Source organism: Bacillus sp. BB081 (assembly GCF_008368895.1).
In the GTDB taxonomy this organism is placed as follows: domain Bacteria; phylum Bacillota; class Bacilli; order Bacillales; family Bacillaceae_G; genus Bacillus_A; species Bacillus_A wiedmannii.
This window is the reverse complement of the sequence record NZ_QOZX01000020.1, coordinates 1-19,226: the sequence shown is the minus strand read 5'-3', so window position 1 is coordinate 19,226 and position 19,226 is coordinate 1. Positions and strand designations below refer to the sequence as shown.

18 protein-coding genes and 1 pseudogene are annotated in these 19,226 nt (G+C 36.9%); 13 read left to right on the top strand and 6 right to left on the bottom strand.

Annotated features, from left to right (window positions below; all coding sequences use genetic code 11):
- Nucleotide 1: 1 nt before the first annotated feature.
- The 7 genes from trpC (at nt 2) to DN394_RS11545 (ending at nt 6,162) form a co-directional block, all read left to right on the top strand.
- Nucleotides 2-763 carry an indole-3-glycerol phosphate synthase TrpC gene (gene trpC, locus DN394_RS11575; RefSeq protein ID WP_046958294.1) on the top strand — a complete coding sequence of 254 codons (762 nt, stop codon included), beginning with the start codon at nt 2-4 and terminating at the stop codon, nt 761-763.
- Complete coding sequence (locus tag DN394_RS11570) at nt 760-1,374, top strand: phosphoribosylanthranilate isomerase (RefSeq protein WP_000865137.1); 615 nt, start codon at nt 760-762, stop codon at nt 1,372-1,374. Before trpC ends, DN394_RS11570 begins: the two co-directional genes overlap by 4 nt.
- On the top strand, nt 1,371-2,564 hold the full coding sequence (gene trpB / locus DN394_RS11565; RefSeq protein WP_149293800.1) for a tryptophan synthase subunit beta: 1,194 nt from the start codon (nt 1,371-1,373) through the stop codon (nt 2,562-2,564). The genes DN394_RS11570 and trpB overlap by 4 nt, the downstream gene beginning before the upstream one ends.
- Before the next feature lie 3 nt (nt 2,565-2,567).
- Nucleotides 2,568-3,344 carry a tryptophan synthase subunit alpha gene (gene trpA / locus DN394_RS11560; RefSeq protein ID WP_000537832.1) on the top strand — a complete coding sequence of 259 codons (777 nt, stop codon included), beginning with the start codon at nt 2,568-2,570 and terminating at the stop codon, nt 3,342-3,344.
- 74 nt (nt 3,345-3,418) lie between these two features.
- Complete coding sequence (locus tag DN394_RS11555; protein WP_097917795.1) at nt 3,419-3,778, top strand: DUF4029 domain-containing protein; 360 nt, start codon at nt 3,419-3,421, stop codon at nt 3,776-3,778.
- 109 nt (nt 3,779-3,887) lie between these two features.
- On the top strand, nt 3,888-5,387 hold the full coding sequence (locus DN394_RS11550; RefSeq protein ID WP_097917794.1) for an L-lactate permease: 1,500 nt from the start codon (nt 3,888-3,890) through the stop codon (nt 5,385-5,387).
- Nucleotides 5,388-5,478: 91 nt separating this feature from the next.
- Nucleotides 5,479-6,162 (top strand): DUF2278 family protein, encoded by a 684-nt coding sequence (locus tag DN394_RS11545; protein WP_097917793.1) that lies wholly within the window; start codon nt 5,479-5,481, stop codon nt 6,160-6,162.
- Between the two features lie 14 nt (nt 6,163-6,176).
- Here DN394_RS11545 and DN394_RS11540 read toward each other — a convergent pair whose 3' ends face one another.
- Nucleotides 6,177-7,010: a hypothetical protein gene (locus DN394_RS11540; protein WP_046958289.1), complete on the bottom strand. Its 834-nt coding sequence runs from the start codon at nt 7,008-7,010 to the stop codon at nt 6,177-6,179.
- A 196-nt stretch (nt 7,011-7,206) separates the two neighbouring features.
- Between DN394_RS11540 and DN394_RS11535 the strand changes: the two genes are divergently transcribed.
- Both DN394_RS11535 and DN394_RS11530 read left to right on the top strand, forming a co-directional pair.
- Nucleotides 7,207-7,977 carry a zinc ribbon domain-containing protein gene (locus DN394_RS11535; protein ID WP_097917792.1) on the top strand — a complete coding sequence of 257 codons (771 nt, stop codon included), beginning with the start codon at nt 7,207-7,209 and terminating at the stop codon, nt 7,975-7,977.
- Nucleotides 7,978-7,996: 19 nt separating this feature from the next.
- Nucleotides 7,997-9,232, top strand: a complete 1,236-nt coding sequence (locus DN394_RS11530) for a TcaA 3rd/4th domain-containing protein (RefSeq protein ID WP_097917791.1) — start codon at nt 7,997-7,999, stop codon at nt 9,230-9,232.
- A gap of 39 nt (nt 9,233-9,271) precedes the next feature.
- Here DN394_RS11530 and DN394_RS11525 read toward each other — a convergent pair whose 3' ends face one another.
- Nucleotides 9,272-9,700, bottom strand: coding sequence for a hypothetical protein (locus DN394_RS11525; RefSeq protein ID WP_097917790.1), 429 nt, complete (start codon nt 9,698-9,700; stop codon nt 9,272-9,274).
- A gap of 199 nt (nt 9,701-9,899) precedes the next feature.
- Between DN394_RS11525 and DN394_RS11520 the strand changes: the two genes are divergently transcribed.
- The 3 genes from DN394_RS11520 (at nt 9,900) to DN394_RS11510 (ending at nt 12,380) form a co-directional block, all read left to right on the top strand.
- The gene (locus tag DN394_RS11520) at nt 9,900-11,234 is read left to right on the top strand and encodes a CoA-disulfide reductase (protein ID WP_097917789.1); all 1,335 of its coding nucleotides are present in this window, start codon (nt 9,900-9,902) and stop codon (nt 11,232-11,234) included.
- A 100-nt stretch (nt 11,235-11,334) separates the two neighbouring features.
- Nucleotides 11,335-11,823: a GNAT family N-acetyltransferase gene (locus tag DN394_RS11515; protein ID WP_097917788.1), complete on the top strand. Its 489-nt coding sequence runs from the start codon at nt 11,335-11,337 to the stop codon at nt 11,821-11,823.
- A 146-nt stretch (nt 11,824-11,969) separates the two neighbouring features.
- Nucleotides 11,970-12,380, top strand: coding sequence for a DUF3908 family protein (locus tag DN394_RS11510; protein WP_097917787.1), 411 nt, complete (start codon nt 11,970-11,972; stop codon nt 12,378-12,380).
- A gap of 30 nt (nt 12,381-12,410) precedes the next feature.
- On the opposite strand, the gene DN394_RS11505 is transcribed toward DN394_RS11510, so the two are convergent.
- From DN394_RS11505 to DN394_RS11490, 4 genes are all read right to left on the bottom strand, one after another.
- A complete protein-coding gene (locus DN394_RS11505; RefSeq protein WP_097917786.1) occupies nt 12,411-13,001 on the bottom strand; it encodes a class I SAM-dependent methyltransferase in 591 nt (196 codons plus the stop codon).
- A 92-nt stretch (nt 13,002-13,093) separates the two neighbouring features.
- On the bottom strand, nt 13,094-14,635 hold the full coding sequence (locus DN394_RS11500; RefSeq protein ID WP_097994394.1) for a SagB family peptide dehydrogenase: 1,542 nt from the start codon (nt 14,633-14,635) through the stop codon (nt 13,094-13,096).
- Between the two features lie 16 nt (nt 14,636-14,651).
- On the bottom strand, nt 14,652-16,601 hold the full coding sequence (locus DN394_RS11495; RefSeq protein WP_097994393.1) for a TOMM precursor leader peptide-binding protein: 1,950 nt from the start codon (nt 16,599-16,601) through the stop codon (nt 14,652-14,654).
- Nucleotides 16,598-18,517, bottom strand: coding sequence for a putative thiazole-containing bacteriocin maturation protein (locus DN394_RS11490; protein WP_097994392.1), 1,920 nt, complete (start codon nt 18,515-18,517; stop codon nt 16,598-16,600). The genes DN394_RS11495 and DN394_RS11490 overlap by 4 nt, the downstream gene beginning before the upstream one ends.
- A gap of 260 nt (nt 18,518-18,777) precedes the next feature.
- Here DN394_RS11490 and DN394_RS11485 point away from each other — a divergent pair.
- Nucleotides 18,778-19,226 (top strand): annotated as a pseudogene (locus DN394_RS11485) (RNA-guided endonuclease InsQ/TnpB family protein); the annotation flags it as partial.

Below are 19,226 nucleotides of genomic sequence, written 5' to 3'. Positions count from 1 at the left end.
CGTGGGGACGATTTTAGATAAAATTGTAGACCAAAAGAAAAAGGAAGTTGCGGCATTATATGAAACGTATACACCATTAAAAGAAAGTAGAAAGACACATTCACTTGTAGAAGCATTACAGCAGTTTACTGTCATTGCAGAAGTAAAGCGAGCATCACCATCAAAAGGAGATATTAATTTACACGTTGATGTACGAAAACAAGTGAAAATATATGAAGAATGCGGCGCAGGAGCAGTATCTGTTTTAACAGACGGTCAATTTTTTAAAGGGTCGTTTCACGATTTACAAACGGCAAGAGCAGAAAGTAACATTCCGCTTTTATGTAAAGATTTCATAATTGATAAGATTCAAATTGATAGGGCGTATGAAGCTGGAGCAGATATTATTTTATTAATTGTAGCGGCGTTAACGAAAGAAAAATTAAAAGAGCTGTACAGCTACGTACTAGAAAAAGGATTAGAAGCAATTGTTGAAGTTCATGATGAGCAGGAATTAGAAATTGCAATCCAATTAAATCCGCACGTTATCGGCATTAACAACCGTAATTTAAAAACATTCGAAGTCGATTTAAGCCAAACAGAAAAGCTTGGAAAACGATTAAACGAGGAGAAATTACTTTGGATTAGTGAAAGTGGGATTCATTCAAAGGAAGATATTATCCGTGTTAAAAAAGCTGGAGCAAAAGGTGTGTTAGTTGGAGAGGCACTTATGACATCATCTTCTATTCATACCTTTTTTGAAGACTGTAAGGTGAACATATGAAAGTGAAAATTTGCGGCATCACTGATGTTGAAACAGCAAAACGTGCTTGCGAATACGGAGCTGATGCACTCGGATTTGTTTTTGCAGAAAGTAAGCGAAAAATCACTCCAGTGCTAGCGAAAGAAATCATTCAGGAGCTTCCAACAAACGTGTTAAAGGTTGGTGTTTTCGTAAATGAATCAGTAGAAGTGATCGAGAAAATTGCAGATGAATGTGGGTTAACGCATGTGCAACTACATGGGGATGAAGACAATCATCAAATCAAAAGATTGAATATTCCGTCTATAAAGTCACTTGGGGTAACTTCAGAGAGTGATATGAAAAATGCTCAAACATATGAAACGGATTATATATTGTTTGATAGCCCGAAAGAAAAGTTTCACGGAGGAAATGGAAAGCAATTTTCATGGGAGTTACTCGCACATATGTCAAAAAAATTGCGAGAGAAAACGATATTAGCTGGTGGATTAAACGCTTTTAATATAGAAGAAGCGATTCGAACTATTCAGCCATACATGGTCGATGTAAGTAGCGGAGTGGAGACAGAAGGAAAGAAAGATCTAAAGAAAATAAAACAATTTATTATAAAAGCGAAGGAGTGTTCCAAATGAACTACGCATATCCAGATGAAAAAGGTCACTACGGTATATACGGAGGACGATACGTTCCAGAAACGTTAATGCAATCTGTATTAGAGCTAGAAGAAGTATATAAAGAAGCGATGCAAGATGAAGCGTTTCAAAAGGAATTAAATCATTATTTAAAAACGTACGTCGGAAGAGAAACACCGCTTTATTTCGCTGAAAATATGACGAAGTATTGCGGCGGTGCAAAGATTTATTTAAAACGTGAAGATTTGAACCATACAGGAGCTCATAAAATTAACAATACAATCGGTCAGGCACTACTTGCAGTACGAATGGGCAAGAAAAAAGTTGTCGCTGAAACAGGGGCAGGACAACACGGAGTGGCAACCGCTACTGTATGTGCCCTACTCGGATTAGAATGCGTCATCTTTATGGGAGAAGAAGATGTGAGACGTCAAAAATTAAATGTGTTCCGAATGGAATTACTCGGAGCTAAAGTAGAAAGCGTAGCGGCAGGTAGCGGTACATTAAAAGATGCGGTAAACGAGGCGCTTCGCTACTGGGTTTCGCATGTACACGATACACACTACATTATGGGATCCGTTCTTGGACCACATCCATTTCCGAAAATTGTTCGTGATTTCCAAAGTGTAATTGGGAAAGAAACGAAAAAACAATATGAAGCGTTAGAAGGGAAATTACCAGAGGCAGTCGTTGCATGTATTGGTGGTGGTAGTAATGCGATGGGCATGTTTTATCCGTTCGTACACGATGAAGAAGTCGCTCTTTACGGCGTAGAAGCAGCTGGAAAAGGCGTTCACACAGAAAAGCACGCAGCGACTTTAACGAAAGGAAGCGTTGGTGTTTTACACGGATCGATGATGTACCTTCTGCAAAATGAAGAGGGACAAATTCAAGAAGCGCATTCTATTTCAGCGGGACTCGATTATCCAGGTGTTGGGCCAGAACATAGCTTGCTAAAAGATATTGGCCGCGTTTCTTATCATTCGATAACAGACGCAGAAGCGTTAGAAGCATTTCAATTATTAACGAAAAAAGAAGGGATTATTCCGGCGTTAGAAAGCTCACATGCTGTCGCATACGCATTAAAATTAGCGCCGCAAATGAATAAAGACGAAGGACTTGTCATTTGTTTATCTGGCCGCGGGGATAAAGATGTAGAGAGTATAAAACGTTATATGGAAGAGGTGTAAAAAATGGGAGTAGAAAAAATTAAAGCAGCGTTTGAAAATGGTAAGAAAGCATTTATTCCGTACGTAATGGGCGGAGATGGTGGCCTTGAAAAATTAAAAGAAAGAATTCGTTTTCTAGACGAAGCAGGAGCGAGCATCGTTGAAATCGGCATTCCGTTTTCAGATCCAGTCGCAGACGGTCCAACGATTCAAAGAGCAGGGAAACGAGCGCTAGATAGCGGTGTAACAGTAAAAGGTATTTTTCAAGCATTAATAGAGGTAAGGAAAGAAGTACAAATTCCGTTTGTACTCATGACATATTTAAATCCGGTACTCGCATTCGGAAAAGAACGATTCATCGAAAACTGTATAGAAGCAGGTGTAGATGGCATCATCGTTCCAGACTTACCGTATGAAGAGCAAAATATTATTGCCCCGTTACTTCGAGAGGCAAACATTGCGCTAATTCCACTCGTTACAGTAACGAGCCCAATTGAGCGAATTGAAAAAATTACGAGTGAATCAGAAGGGTTCGTTTACGCTGTTACAGTAGCGGGCGTAACAGGAGTACGTCAAAACTTTAAAGGTGAGATTCATAGTTACTTAGAAAAAGTAAAATCACATACACATTTACCGGTAGTGGCAGGGTTCGGTATTTCAACAAAGGAACATGTAGAAGAAATGATTACAATATGTGATGGAGTAGTCGTTGGAAGTAAAGTCATCGAGCTGTTAGAAAATGAAAAGCGAGAAGAAATATGTGAATTAATACAGGCAACAAAACAAAAAGAAGAGGCATAAGTCTCTTCTTTTTGTTTTGCGTAATAAATGTTAAAATATACAGAAAATACATATAACTTAGAGGGTGAGAAAGCATGCTAAGACGTAAACTACTATATCTTCTTCTAACTGTACCATTATACGCTTGGCTTATTAGCATGACGAAAATAGAGGTGATGGCTCTATTTTTAGGATATGTATTCATCTTTTCCAACTTAAATCGCATTCAAGAGCAATCTATTTTAGAAATATGTATATTTTCGATTAGTATAGAACTATTTAGTATCGTTTCGATTGTATTATTAAACGAATTATTTCGCTGGATCTATTCATTTGAATTAATGAAATTTGGAAATGTTGTATTGCAAGTAATATGTGCTTATATTGTGTTTGTTGTGTTAGACAAAATAGTCGGACAGCAGACAGTTTTTCAGGATAATAGAAAATGGGAGTGAAAGGAGCCACTTGGCTCCTTTTTTGAATCTGTTGCAAAAACAATTGAAATTTATGACATCTGTTATATAATAGTTAAAAATTGTATTTTTAATGAAAAGAGATGATAACATGGCCATATTGTTGGCACTTATCCCAATTATGATGATTTTCATTTGTTTATTTTTATTTAAACAAACGTCATTAAGGTCCTCTTTAATTGCTTACGTTGTGTCTGTTGGAATCGTTTTACTCTCGCCAACGTTTCAACTAGGGATAAGTGAAACTGTGCACGCAACGATTAAAGGTTGGTTAATTTGTTTTATTGTCGGGTACGTGTTGTTTTTCGGTATTTTTTTATTTCACCTTATGAACAAAATGGGGTACATCGATCAAGTAGCGCGTTTTTTAGAAGAAGTGACGCACGATCGTTTATTACAAATGCTCCTTATGTGTTTTGGTATTTGTCCGCTAATTGAATCAGTAAGTGGATTCGGAATTGGCTTCATGGTTGCAGCACCTATCTTTCTATCATTAGGCTATAAACCGTTTCAAGCTGTACTACTTTCATTTATTGGTTTACTAGCTAGTTCATGGGGCGCAATGGCAACTGGTACGATTATCGGTTCGCAGCTTATAAATATGCCGCTTACAACACTTGGCACGAATACGGCACTACTAAGCATTCCGATGTTTGCTTATTTCGTCATCCTTTCTTTACACGTTGTTGGTGGTTGGCAGGCTGTTATTGAAAAGTGGAAAGAAGGATTCGGTTTCTTTCTATTATTTTCTCTCGGAATTTATTTTTCTAACGCATACGTAAGTGTTGAACTAGCAGGTATATTAAGTTCCATCGTTACAATTGCATTTGGCTTTCTTATCATTAAATTAAAAGGGAAAAATGAACAAAATTTAATAACAGAACATGCTGCGGCAACGGAGAGAGAAGTATCTATTATAAAAATTATTAGCCCTTATATATTCCTAACAGTTTGTATTTTACTTTCTCGCCTCGTACCAGCATTACATGATGTATTCAGATCATATGCAGTCCTTGATTTAAAATCATACTCTTATAAACTGGAGCTACTATATTCACCAGGATTTTGGCTCGGTATGACTTGCCTATTTACTATTATTTTCTTCCGCATTCCATCTCATATTATGAAACAATCACTCTCGCAAACGATAAAACAATGGATTCCTTTTGCGATTACGACGACGATGTTTATCGCCATTTCAGAACTAATGGGTGCATCTGGCATGCATTCATTACTGGCAAAAACAGCTGGTGACACATTTGGAACGTTTTTCGTTTTCGTTGCTCCGTTTATCGGCGGAATCGGTGGCTTTTTAACAGGTAGTAACGCAGGATCAAATGCGATGTTCATAAAACTACAAATGCAAACTGCGCAAAACGTAGCACTCCCGTGGCAATACGTCACAACACTTCAAAACACCGCATCATCAGTAGCGACAATCGCTTGCCCGTCAAGGATTACACTGGGTGCGTATTTATGTAACATCCCTTATCGTGAAAATGAACTATTAAAGAAGACGACGTTAATGATTTTGGGTGCGGTGTTACTTGTGGTGGTAGAGGTTATTTTTTGGTATATGTTGAGAAAATAAGAAATCCTCCTGAGAAAGGAGGATTTTCTTTTTATATGGATAATGCCTTAAGTATGAAAAGCTTCTACTAAATGAATAGGAGATGAAATGTATGCCCCTAAAAAACTACGGCGTGTTAAAAGGTACAGTTATACAATCAAAGATTGGAAAAGGGAAAACACCTCATTATCAAGTTCATTTACAAGGCGAAGCAGAAGTTGATTATCGTATTGCAATTAACGTGAAATCGCAAAGTTATCCGTCAGAAGTTTTATATTTTGCGAGTACCGATATTCGGTCAGAGGCGATTCGCATTTTACCGACATTACCATTCGGTTTTACAGAAGTTAAAAACAATGAGCCGAAAGTAGCTTTAGACTACGTAAGAGGTAATGTATTTGATTCGAAGCAAATGATTCCTTTACCAGCTGAAAAAGCAGGAGTGGATAATGATTTAAATGAAAAAATAGAGCGTTATATAAAACGAGCGATAGAAGAAAAAGCAATTATTTATGCGTTCGGTGAAAGATGGGGACCAGAAGAAAATACACCTGATTCTTACTTTCATTTCGAGCCAGGAAACGGTATACACGATATTCATATGAATCAAGGGAATGTAGAGAAATGGAAAGGTGATAATGGTATATGGCAAGACGGGGGAATACTCATTCACTTTGAAAAGGAAGAAGAATGGGTTGGTATCTTTCTTGCCTTCCAGTCGCAGTCATGGTGTACAGATGAAGAAGGACATGCTCGTGTTCCGGTTGAGCATTGTGATTATAAGGGAAATAAATGATGAGAGGAGGGCGTTCAAAACGAACGCCCTCCTCTTATTTTATAAAATCCAAAACTAACAAGTGTAGAAATACAAGAAAACAGTAGTGCCACACTAGAAAATGCAATGAGGTACATATTATACTTCATCACTTTGCCAATGAGCTGGTTACTGTCGTACTGAAATAGTCCTGCTATTATGTTGAATAAAAATAAAACGATAAACATGACGATAACACCGTCTATTGATCCTTTAATATCTGGTTTACTTAAAGCGATATGTGCAGAAATACAAATGGCGATAAATAAAAATAGCCAAAAGGAAGGATTCAATAAATTGCTTATTGTAAATAAGCTTTTCAATAATACAAACGTCGATAAAAGCATGTTTTGAACCATTTCTATATTAATAGAAGTAGAAGCGATTGTTTTTTCGAGGGTTGTATTAAATAAGAAATATGAATTTGGTACGAAATAGCGCATTAAAAGGATTAACGCAGTAATACCGGAAATAATAGGACCGATTCCAATGAAGAAGTTCCCAATTCGTTGATATACACTTTTTTGATTGTATTGATGTTGTACGTAGCCTAAAGCACCTTGACTTGTATCTGTTGGGAAAAACTGCGTTGCTACAATTTTATGACGAAAAAGTACACACATAATGGCATGTCCAAGTTCATGAATAGGAACACCGATCCACGCCGTTAAAAGGAATCCTTTTCTTCCGAAAGCTCTCGACCAATACATGCGTGTAAGAGATTCTAAATAACCTAATAGAAATCCAATTACAATGATAACGCCAATTAAGGAAAATAATTGGATTACGCTTGTAAGGAGTATTTGAAAAATTGAGTTTACTAATTCCATTGCCTGTCATCCAATCTGTTAAAAATGTTATTTGTTCTGTTTCATAATAGCATTATTTTTCAAGATTGCTAGCACATATATTTTCATTTGAAAGAAGGATTTCATAATCTTTTTCTTGTAGTCATGTTTTATGTACAAAGTCATATATTGAATTTGTAACACCCTATATGGTATCTGCTTAAGGGGGGATGCGAGAATGAAATGTCCGGCGTGTCATACAGAAAATGCAACAGAGGCAAAGTTTTGCGGAAATTGTAGACATTCGTTAACGGAAGAAGTAGTGGCAAGTAGTGGCCAAGAAGAAGAGCCGGAACAGGCGAAGGAAACTCGACCGAATGAAACGGTAGAGCAAGCGAAGCGATTTGCGAGTGGGTATTTTCAGTTTTTTAAACATGCTTTCAAAGCACCGACAGCGATTATGAAAAGCGGCAAGGTTGAAGTACGAAATGGAATTGTAAGCCTTGTTCTTATTTGTTTTTTAGGTGCATGTATTTTTTATAGAATGATGAGTGCTGCAGCAGCTGTTACGAAAACATTTGCACCAGATATACCTACTCCTACATTCTTTTTGGACTCTGTAACGGTCTTTTTATTTTTACTAATTTTAACTTTATTTGTCGGATTTATTATTTTTGTAAGTGGGAAGATGATGAAATCATCTTTTTCGTTTCTTGAAGTATTTGGAATATGGGGAACGATAGCGACGCCAGTTATTGCTATATTAGTGCTTTCTTTTCTTTTTAGTTTTTTATTAATCTTTTTCTTACCAATTTTATTAGGGCTGGCTACAACATATATGGGAATTAGTATAATTGTAGCTACAGTAAAACTAGATAACGGTGGATTAGATCTTGTTTACACTCTTTTTATCGCAAATATTTTCATTGGAATTGCAACGTTTATCGTGTTTTGGTCTTACATAAACACGATAATTCAAACCTTTACACAGGGATTAACTGGCCTCTAAAGAAAAGGTGGTTGAATGGATGAATGTATGTACAAAGTGTGGGACTCAGCTTGAAGACAGTGTGCAATTTTGTCAAAACTGCGGTCAGAAGAGGGAAAGTCTTGTAGTAAAGAAGAAAATGAGCGGTGGTACAAAAGTTGGCATTACAATTTTAACATTACTTGCTGTAGTGATTGTTGGACTGTATTTGTACGGATCATCGTATTATAAGCAGGTGGCACAAGTAGACCGGATGATTACGATTTTACAAGAGAAGGACGGGGAGAAGTTAGCTGAAATCATCACAGCAGATGATCCATCAGTTACTGTAACGAGAGAGAGTTTAACGCCTTTATTTTCATATATAGAAGAAAATCCATCTTATGTGAATGAATTGAAAGAACAGTTGAGGATAGGTGAAAAACAAGGGAACGGAATCGAAAGAGCAGACTTTTCGTTAACGAAAGACGGAAAGTATTTCTTTTTATTTGATCGGTATAAATTGAAAGCGAAGACGTATTATACGACATTGCTTACAAATGAAAAAGGTACATCTTTAAAAATGAACGGAAAAGAAATAGATAAAACAGATGATAAAAAGTTTGAGAAGCAATATGGACCGTTTCTTCCAGGAACTCAAGTGTTTCAAGCAGAATATAAAAATGAATATGTGAAACTATCACGTGAAGAAAAGGTTGTACTTATGAAACAAGGTCAAAATAACGTAACGATAGATTTAACGTTGCAAGGACAATATATTACGGTTCAAACGAATGTGCCTGGTGCAACATTGTATGTGAATCAAAAACCAGTTACAGTGCTGGCTGGTGAAGAAATTACGTGGGGACCGGTAGCAACTGATGGAAGTACGACGATTTATTTAGAACGAAATGGAGAAAACGGAAGGGAAACGACGAAGGTAGAAACGGTAACGGCACTTCCGTCTTATAATCTTCCATTCGAAAAGAAAGGTACAGAAAAAAACGTTGTTTACAATGTTACTCCGCCACCTACGACTCGGTATGTATATAATGGTTTCATCTTTCCTGATAGTGATATTCGAAAATTAACGAGTACGGACTTAGCATATTTATCGAAAGAACAATTGAAAATAGCGAGAAACGAAATATACGCAAGACATGGACATATGTTTCAAACGAAAGATATGCAAGCGTATTTTTCAAAACAGTCTTGGTATAGAGAGAATCCGTATTTTACAGGAAAGCTAACGGATATTGAATCTTATAATGTTGAACTCATCAAATCAAGAGAATAGAACACGTGAAAAAAGGTACAGTGCATAACTGTACCTTTTTTATGGTTTTTTATCTGAACCAGGATCCCTTGAGAAAAAGATATGAAAGAGGAATGTGACTTTACTTGCTCCTCCTGATGTACTTGCTTGCACATCAGATAATGCGTTAGATGTTAACACACCTTCAGAATGAGGGGGTACGACTATTTTGAGAGTATCATCTGATTCTGATGATGCAGTAACTGTTATTGTATCATCAGATAAGTTCAAAATTTTTACAGTACCGATTGGTAAGATGGACTTGCCAGCGTGTGATGCTGAAGCGAAGTGAGAGCCTTTCCAAATCGTTTGTGGGAAAGTTTCATCATTAGATAACCAAGCACGAGCACTATAAATGGTTGCGTTAATAGAAAATTCTTGATCAAGCGACAAGGCGGGTTTTGGTTCTTTCGGTTCCTCTGGAGTTTGAGCGAGAAGGCCGGCGCACATGTATGTTTCACCTACTTTCAATAGTTACTGTTATAGCATATTAAACATGTTGTTTATAAGACACGACACTTACCTATTAAGGCATAGGTTTGTGCACCAAATTTGAAGTTGAAATTCTCTTTCTTTACAATGGAAGTAGGTGTTATTTCTGTAAAATATGGAAAGCGTAAAGAGTATGCAAAAAAGAAGGAGTGGTAAAGTGAACTATGTCATTATTGGCGGAGATGCAGCTGGTATGAGTGCAGCTATGCAAATTGTTAGAAACGATGAAAATGCAAATGTTGTAACGTTAGAAAAAGGTGAAATTTATTCGTACGCGCAGTGTGGATTACCGTATGTCATTAGTGGTGCTATCACTTCAACGGAAAAATTAATCGCGCGTAATGTAAAGACGTTTCGTGATAAATACGGAATTGATGCGAAAGTGCGTCATGAAGTAACGAAAGTAGATACGGAAAAGAAAATGGTGTACGCAGGGCATACGAAGACGAAAGATGTTTTTGAATTTCCGTACGATCGATTATTAATTGCGACTGGAGTGCGTCCTGTTATGCCAGAATGGGAAGGTCGAGATTTGCAAGGCGTTCATCTTTTAAAAACAATTCCTGATGCTGAGCGTATATTAAAAACGCTAGAAACGAGTAAAGTTGAAGATGTAACGATTATTGGCGGCGGTGCGATTGGACTGGAGATGGCAGAAACATTCGTCGAACTTGGTAAGAAAGTAAGAATGATTGAGCGAAATGATCATATCGGTACGATTTATGATGCAGATATGGCTGAATATATACATAAAGAAGCAGATAAACACAATATTGAAATTTTAACGAATGAAAATGTGAAAGCATTTAAAGGAAATGAAAGAGTGGAACAAATTGAAACCGATAAAGGGACGTATAAAGCAGATCTTGTTTTAGTATCGGTTGGAGTGAAGCCAAATACTGATTTTCTTGAAGGAACAAATATACGTACAAATTATAAAGGGGCAATCGAAGTAAATGCATATATGCAAACGAATGTGCAGGACGTATATGCAGCTGGTGATTGCGCAACACATTACCACGTTATAAAGGAAATTCATGATCATATCCCGCTCGGAACGACTGCTAATAAACAAGGCCGACTCGCTGGACTGAATATGCTTGATAAACGAAGAGCATTTAAAGGTACGTTAGGTACAGGTATTATTAAATTTATGGATTTGACGCTCGCAAGAACAGGCTTAAATGAAAAAGAAGCGAAAGGGTTACATATCCCGTATAAAACAGTCAAAGTAGATTCGACCAATATGGCGGGCTATTATCCAAATGCGAAACCACTTTACTTGAAATTACTATATCGCTCTGATACGAAACAATTATTAGGTGGACAAGTAATTGGAGAAGAAGGTGTAGATAAACGAATTGATGTGATTGCAATGGCAATTTTTAATAAAATGAGCATTCACGATTTAGAAGATGTCGACTTAAGTTATGCACCACCATATAACAGCGTTTGGGATCCAATTCAGCAAGCGGCAAGGCGAGCAGAATAGCACTTTTTAAGTGCTATTTTTTTCGTTAAAGGGGAATCATTATTTTTGGCGAAAGAAGCGAATTGGAAATAGTTATATATAGGGAAGGGGATCATTAAAAATGTTTGTAACACTTCAAACAGTTCAAGAATCAGAAAAAGAAATATTACGTAATTTATATGCACTATATCTTCATGACCTCTCTACATTCACTCCTAATATAAAGATTGGGGCAAATGGATTTTTTGAATACGAAGATTTGTACATGTTTTGGGAAAATGACGGAATCACTCCGTATTTTATTAAAAGTGATAATGATATTGTAGGTTTTTTATTACTATTGGAACGTCCATATTTGAAAAAAGAAAATGACTTTGGCATAAATGACATTTTCATATTGAATCAGTACAAGAGGAAAGGAATCGGTAAACAAGTTGTTGAGAATGTACTAAAAGAGAAACGAGGACAATATTTCGTTATCGAACTTGTGAAAAATGTACCAGCAGTTTCTTTTTGGAAGAAAGTATATAGGGAGTTAAATATCGAATTTGATGAGAAAACACAGTTAATCGATGATGAAGAATGCCTCGTTCAAACGTTTAAAATATAATGAAATCGATGCTCCTAGTATATTACTTTGAAATTTAACTTTATTTTGAATATACCGTTCACCCTTGAAAACATAGTACATATGGCTTATATTGTCATATAGTATTTATTTTTAAATAAAGCAATGAACGAACCAGGGGGCACAGTATGGCAATTAACATGAAAACAATCGAAGAATGGATTGCTGAATCAAACGCAAGACAAGAAGAAGACTTTGGAAAAGTTGTGGAAGAGATGAAAGAAGTATGCGTCGGACTTGATAATGCGACATTAATTTATACGAAAAATGTATTTTGTTTCGGTAAGAAAGTAGAAGTATTGTTCTTCTTCCAAGATCATGTCGTGATTGGACAAGAAAAAGATGAATATGTTGAAATCGAAAAATTAAAGTATGATGCCATTACACATAGCAACTTAAAAACAAATGACAAAAATACAACGTTAGAATTAAAGTTTGCTAACGGACAATCTATTAATTTAGATAGTTTAAATGATAACTACGGTACGAAAAACTGGTTATTTGCAAGACAAATTAAGAGTATTTTTAAATTAATCTAGTAAAAAAGCAGACCTCAAAGGGTCTGCTTTTTACTTAATTCCTATTACACAAAGGCATCCTCTTTCTTCGTAACATTTCACACTTTTAAATCCTGTTTTATAAAATAGGTTTATTAATTCTTCAGTCGTTTTACATTTCTCCATATGATATTGAATTTTGAAAGTTTCAGCCACTAATAAAAAAGATCCGTTCGGTTGTAAGACGCGAAATACTTCTTTTATGTCTTGTTCCACATCAGGCCAAAAGTAGTGTGTTTGAAAAGCGGTAATGAGATCGAAGAAGTTCGTATGATAGGGAATAGAAGAAACGCTTGCTTGTTGAACAATGACTTTTTGTTTTTGAACATCCTTTATATTCGTCTGTATAGAATTTTTTACAGCTTGATCGGAGTAATCAATCCCATATATTTTCCCAAGTGGAGTTCGTTTTGAAAGAGTGTGTATCGTTTTACCGCCGCCACAACCAATATCTAATATGATTGCATTTTTCTTTATATGTACTTTCTGTAATGCCCAATTGGTTAGTCTTGTATGTGCAGTGTTCATAATACAAAGCATGGAAGAACCAATTGTCCCGCGAGGATTTTTTGCTTGCTGAATTAATCGATGTAGCACGCTCAAGTTAAACTCTCCTTTTATGTAAGAATATATACTCATTTCGCTTTTTATAAATTAAGTCCTTTAAAAAAAGCACGCCGATAGCTGGCGTGCTTCTAAATACGTAAATCCCCTTTTAACCAATTCCGCGCTCGATACGCCCCAACAGGAATTTGAATGAGAGACGTTTCATTTCCAGTATCAATCCCGTATAACTGATCACATGAATTTGTATCAAAACTTAATAATGGATGCCCGCCCATCCCCATCGCGGTCGCAGCAAAAACGAGTTTATGAACGAGTATACCAGCTTCCATTTGGTGAATACGGTACCCTCTATAGCCTAATGCACGTGTATAGTAATCTTTCTTTCCGATTACATGTAGGCAAAGCGGTACTTGAAAAAGATTTACGTTATCCATCGTCATACTAGATTGAAGGGGATAACGAAGGTCTCCATATCGAAGTGGCTGTATGGAATGATTTTTGCTGTTATAAGAATAAGCGCCGTTTTCTATATCTTTTACGTTATAAAAACATCCATATAATGAGACCCGTGCATTTTCATTTACATATTGACCATCAAGGTCGTTGTAATAAGGGAAGGAGAGACTCGCTTCTTGTAGTAAAGTAGCGAGCTCGGCTGCATCCCATTTCGTGAAAGTAAAGTCAGCATCAGGGGAATACCGTTTTTTACAAAGTTGTAAGAAATCATACGATAACCGTTCTACTTGCGGCAACTGGACAGCGTGCACATGATGTTGATAGTGCTCTTCATGATGTAGTGTTTGGAAGTGTGCTGTCGATTCAATCATAGAAGCTTCATTTATTTTTGTTATCATCGGATATTCATTTACATGTTTTGAGCGAACGAAATGTTCGTGTGTTAACGGCGGAATTTGCTGTAACAACTCATGAGAAGTAACTGTTTTATTTTCACAGTAATCATTGTGAAACCAATTAGTTTGCGGTTCTGTACTTAAAGGAACAACAGCATACACACTTTCTTCGCTTTCTGACAGTCCGAGTAAATGATTGATTGCACGGTCTAGAAACTGAAAGTATACGCCATTTGTGTAACCGAATTGTTTGGCACATGCAAGTAATTGTCCGATGAGAACACCACTATCTAATCCTTGAAGTCGATATGAAAAGTTATTGTATTTAAAGTAGTTTTTCCAAAACATAGTGGATACGAATGCAGCGCCAAAACAAGACTGTATGTTACAACGATTGCCAAGTGCTTCTGTAATGTAAGAATCGAAATTCCCTTCGCGAAGTAAGATAAGCCGATGATGTGCAGCGTCGTAATGGTAAATACCGTCGGGGTAATCGTCAATTTTTAAATATAAATACAATTCATTTGGATATAAAGCGCCGCCTGAAGGGATAGATCTTCGGAATAAAATTTTCTCGCTATTTAGCTGACATAACTGTGTTAAACCAAATGAGGACCAAAGGTAATGACCAATCTCCTTCAAAGTAGGTGTAGTAGAAGAGTTAGGTAAAGATAATGGGATTTCTAAAGAGAGTGGAATGATAGGGACATTTCGATATAATTTATAAGGAAGCGGTGCATCTTCCCAGTCCACTTCATGGTTCGGCATAATTTCGTCTATAGAAAAATGGAGATGATGTAAAAAAGTATCCAGCTGCATAGAATCCCCTCCTTTACTATGGAAACGGATGTGGATGTGGATTTAATTGTTCATTCGTTAAAGGCTCAGTTCTATATCCAAGTGTCATCGGTACAGTATACACTCTATCCAGACCTGTAACCCGAGTGAGATGGTGGCCAAACGTCATCGGTAGCATGCCTGGAATAATGACTTTTACACAATGTAATCCGTTCTTATCGATAAGGGAGACGGTTTGATCTACAACGATTACTTCAAGTCCAGATTGCTGCAGACGGTTTAAAAGTTGATGAAGATCGGATGTTAAATCAAGGTCAAATGATTGTAACCCGTTCATTTCTTGGAACGATTGCATCGGTGCATCGTCACGTAAAAGAAAATGAAGACGTTCTTCTGCTTCTTTCAATCCGTACAGCATACTATGGTCTTCCATTTTATTAACGAGATAAGGATCGTGTAAGCAGTTTTCGTAATGCTCTCTTTTTTGTTCGAGTTCATCGTCTGCTATTAGTAACATGCCTGCTATTTCATGGATGGCACTCTTTAAAGCGCGGACAGGGTCTAAATGAGAGCCTCCCGCACAAACAACGTTCATTCCATTTTCACGCGTATTTTTCGCAATTACCCATAAGCTTGGAATACCGTGTTCCATCGTTGCGTTAAAAGCATGTAACTCATACCCAGTAATCGTGTACAGCCGCTGAATCATTAATTGTAATTCCGTATCATTTGCTGAACTAAGATCAAGGCGGGGGAGAGGTAATTCGGCATACCAAGTGAGCAAAAAGGCGTCACGCTCTACAATTTCTAAAATACCGTGAAAAATTGCTTCTTCTAAGCTACCACCAATTGCACATCCATTTGATGTTTCATAGACGAAAGCATCTCGATGACCGAGGCTATAATAAGCAATTGATTCAGGAACTAAAAGTGGCCGATTTTGTAATAAAGAGTAGCCCCATACCCAGTTTTGTTCATAGTCAGGATCAAACGGTTTAAACGGAAAACTATTACGATTATAATGTTCATTTGTATGTACACCGAGCGAAAGGGGATTAAGTGCATGATCCTCTAACTCACGAAAACTGCCGTGTACATTTGTCTTTTTTCCTCGAGGTGACATACCACAATATCGTTCTAAACCTTCTAAAATAGCAGTCGCTTCACTCATTGCAAATGAATGAGTTCGGCCTGCGACACCTTCGTTTCCAAACATTAATGGCATGTTTATAATAACGTCAGCAAATGGTAATAAAGAATGTTGCATTTTTCCGTTCAACATACCGACGCGATAATCTAAATAATCTCTCGTTAAAAATGTGTTTAGTTCATGAATGGAACGACAGCGATATGCTGCTTCGCTTGTTTTTAAGCTCGGTTGTAACGAAATCGCAGCTGCATCTGCCGTATCATCAGGCAAATTGCTACATACAGGGCAGAGCGGATCGGGAAGAAAAGAATGCCGCGTACATTGCAGTGTTTGTAAGTTTAGTAAAATGAGTTCATTTTCTAAAGAAGAATGGTTATGAGTTAATATTTTCTCTGTTTCTGCACGAATAAGATGGCACATTTGTAACATACCATTTTGGGTGGCACGTACATCACGCCTTGTTACATTATCTGCCTTTAACGCATATTTCCGCTGTAGTGCCCACATTTCTTGTTGATCAAATCCAGCGATAAATCGGCGTCCATCAGAGCAGTTGGAACAGCCAGTTGCAAGAGGATGAATGTAAGGACCGATAATACCTTCACCAAATGAAGTGAATGCACGTAGCCATGGAATATGATTCGACCGAAACATTAGCTCGGCATCATGATGAATAGTAGAAGGAGAGCCATCATGTAATACGAGAGCGAGATGAATATTTTCAGGGAGTTCTTCTGTAAGGTTATGTTGGCGAATGATAGAATATTGTTTGCATAGTTGATCATGTACATAGTTTGCAAGTAAGCCATCTCCTATAAGCAATATATTTTGAGTCATAGACTGTCCTCCTTTGCAATTAATACGCCGTACACACCATCTAAGTTTTCTTTCAAAAATGATTCAATGGCTAAATCAAACACGAATGGATAAAAATTATGTTCTTCTAAATGTTGCAAGGCAAGCTGCACAGATTGCACACCTGGAACTTCTTCTTCCGCTTGTATTTCCACTCTAAAAGAATCCGTGTCATATAAAATAATAGAGGATTCAGGCAAGATATTAGCTCTGTAAGGAGTCTCTTCATTTTGAATATGAAGAAGTGATAGTTGTAGTGCGTTTCGTAAGGCTAACGTCATATTAATATTAGATGCACCGTACCAGCGATCATTTATACCGACCCAAACGACAGGGAAGCTGAGAATCTCTTCGCTTACTGCTATTTTAGGTGTTTCATGAATTGTAGAGAGAGCATCGTAATAAAATCTACAATGTTTATCATGAATTGCAGTTAAATCAATCGTCGTAATTTCTTCTAGCATATGTGACTGCCGCTCATACAATTTGTTATTTAAATGTTGTTGCAGTGCCCGGTATACACCTTCTGTCATCGTTTCTCCAGCACCGATACCGATATCGTTATGTTCCGGAATAAGTCGGTGCATAATTTCTGCTACATATGTTTCAATTCCTGCTAAACCAGCTTCTCGGCGCGCTTCATTATGAGTCAAACCACCACAAGTCATAAGAGGCAGGAGGGAAGCAGGACCATCTGATAGTGGGGTAGCTACTTGAATATGGCATTGTGATAACGGTAATTGATATGAATCTTGTTCATCCCATACATGGAATAAACCAGCTTCTTTAGAAGTTAATGAGTCGAAAAAGCGGAATAAATCAGTTGAGGTATGCTGGTTGGACCGCTGTTCAAGTTGTTCAGAAAGATTTTCTATCGTATCAATTGTAAAACTTTCATCAGTTGCGAGAGGATGTTTTATAAAAGGATGCCATGCTCCTTCGAGTGTTTCGTAATTTAATAAAAAGAATTGTGGTTCTTTTTCTCGGTAAGAATCATCAGCGACATGCTTAAGTAATTCAAATACGATTATATTTGCTAACATTGCAGATGGAAGTGGTGAAAATGATGCTGATGAATGTTCATTTTGTAAAGCCGTTTCATGTAGCCGATGCCATGCGGATTCCCAGCATTCTTCACGACTAGCTGTTACGATAGGGCCGGCTATACCAAGTGCTGATAAACAGACGGCAGGTATGAAGTTCTTTCCTACTTCTCTACAAATCGTGTGAACTGCTCTTAGGCCTTCAATATCTCCATTTTGAGAAACATACAAAATCCAGTCGAAAGGCTCGAACACTTCATGCAGGGGACGATCAATTGTCGTATCTATTTCCTGAACAAGGACATGATCATCAACTTCATGTGCAAGTTCTACTAGCTCATGAATGCGATCGTAATTTGTTTCCTCATAATCTGTAACAAGGTAATGAAAGGTAGGTAATCCTGATTCTAATAAAGAAGAAACTAAGGAAGTAAGCATATCTCCAGAACCAATTATAAGGACTTTTGCCGCGCGATACGTTTCGAATTTTAGAGCGCCTGAATGAGAATCAGCTTCTAAAAATTCAATTTGTGAAGCGTATCTATCAAGTAATGCGCTATTTAATTCATGAGGTGCATCTTGACTTACATCCCGAACGAAACCATTTTCATATAAAATCTCTCCAATTTCAAATACACGATTTTGATAGGGGAGAGGGAGACCATCGGTTATTTCTGCTAAAGAATAATTCCCGTTAAACATTGGCATTAATTTTTCAATCCAGTTGTAAATTCCATCACCGTCCATACGAAATGAACTGGCATTATTTCGAAAATAGACACCCCCGTTTGAGTCGGGGAGGAAAAAAGTATCCTTATTTGCTTTAAGTTTTGCATCAATTGGAAGGTTATTCATTTTAATCCTCCTTACGTTTTAGGCATACATTATTAGCTTATGTTATGAAATTTGTCCCATATGAACGCAATAAAAAAAGGCTGTAGAATAATTCATTCTACAGCCTTTATATATTAGATTATTAATCTATCATGCCTTTCGAGAGGACTCCGTAAGTGAAGGTGGTGAGGTGAATCGAAAGAAATATTTTATTTTCAAGAAAAGGGAGTGAACGTACGTTCTATTTTTGCTATAATATCCTTAACAAGGAGGTGAATAAAATGACAAAGGAAAATCCATCAAACTATAAAACTCTTCAAATCTGGATTAAAAAAGGGCATCGTATGTATTCTTATTTTCAAGAGTGTTGTCATAACGCTAAGAACATGTACAACACCACAAACTTTTATATACGCCAGGTGTACACTGGATTAACACAAGAAAAAGAGTTGCAGCCTTTGCAAAAAGAAGTTTTGGATAATATTCATAAAAATATTGGTAAGATGAATGACATACAACTTCTTGCCTATCAGAAGAAATTGGAAAAAGAGAAATTAAAGCCTAAAGAAGAACAGAAAGAGATTACATGTAATTTGTTTTCAGAACCTAATTTTGAAAAGCCTTATGTAGATTACAACTTTCTAGATACACTATTTAAGGCTATGATTCAAAATGATTATCGAGCTTTGCCTACGCAATGTAGCCAGTCAATCATGAAAGGTTTGTTCCA

Excerpts from the sequence above, each read along its gene's own strand:
- DN394_RS11570 (WP_000865137.1), top strand. The coding sequence starts at position 760 with ATGAAAGTGAAAATTTGCGGCATCACTGATGTTGAAACAGCAAAACGT.
- trpB (WP_149293800.1), top strand. The coding sequence starts at position 1,371 with ATGAACTACGCATATCCAGATGAAAAAGGTCACTACGGTATATACGGA.
- trpA (WP_000537832.1), top strand. The coding sequence starts at position 2,568 with ATGGGAGTAGAAAAAATTAAAGCAGCGTTTGAAAATGGTAAGAAAGCA.
- DN394_RS11555 (WP_097917795.1), top strand. The coding sequence starts at position 3,419 with ATGCTAAGACGTAAACTACTATATCTTCTTCTAACTGTACCATTATAC.
- DN394_RS11550 (WP_097917794.1), top strand. The coding sequence starts at position 3,888 with ATGGCCATATTGTTGGCACTTATCCCAATTATGATGATTTTCATTTGT.
- DN394_RS11545 (WP_097917793.1), top strand. The coding sequence starts at position 5,479 with ATGCCCCTAAAAAACTACGGCGTGTTAAAAGGTACAGTTATACAATCA.
- DN394_RS11540 (WP_046958289.1), bottom strand. The coding sequence starts at position 7,010 with ATGGAATTAGTAAACTCAATTTTTCAAATACTCCTTACAAGCGTAATC.
- DN394_RS11535 (WP_097917792.1), top strand. The coding sequence starts at position 7,207 with ATGAAATGTCCGGCGTGTCATACAGAAAATGCAACAGAGGCAAAGTTT.
- DN394_RS11530 (WP_097917791.1), top strand. The coding sequence starts at position 7,997 with ATGAATGTATGTACAAAGTGTGGGACTCAGCTTGAAGACAGTGTGCAA.
- DN394_RS11525 (WP_097917790.1), bottom strand. The coding sequence starts at position 9,700 with ATGTGCGCCGGCCTTCTCGCTCAAACTCCAGAGGAACCGAAAGAACCA.
- DN394_RS11515 (WP_097917788.1), top strand. The coding sequence starts at position 11,335 with ATGTTTGTAACACTTCAAACAGTTCAAGAATCAGAAAAAGAAATATTA.
- DN394_RS11510 (WP_097917787.1), top strand. The coding sequence starts at position 11,970 with ATGGCAATTAACATGAAAACAATCGAAGAATGGATTGCTGAATCAAAC.
- DN394_RS11500 (WP_097994394.1), bottom strand. The coding sequence starts at position 14,635 with ATGCAGCTGGATACTTTTTTACATCATCTCCATTTTTCTATAGACGAA.
- DN394_RS11495 (WP_097994393.1), bottom strand. The coding sequence starts at position 16,601 with ATGACTCAAAATATATTGCTTATAGGAGATGGCTTACTTGCAAACTAT.
- DN394_RS11490 (WP_097994392.1), bottom strand. The coding sequence starts at position 18,517 with ATGAATAACCTTCCAATTGATGCAAAACTTAAAGCAAATAAGGATACT.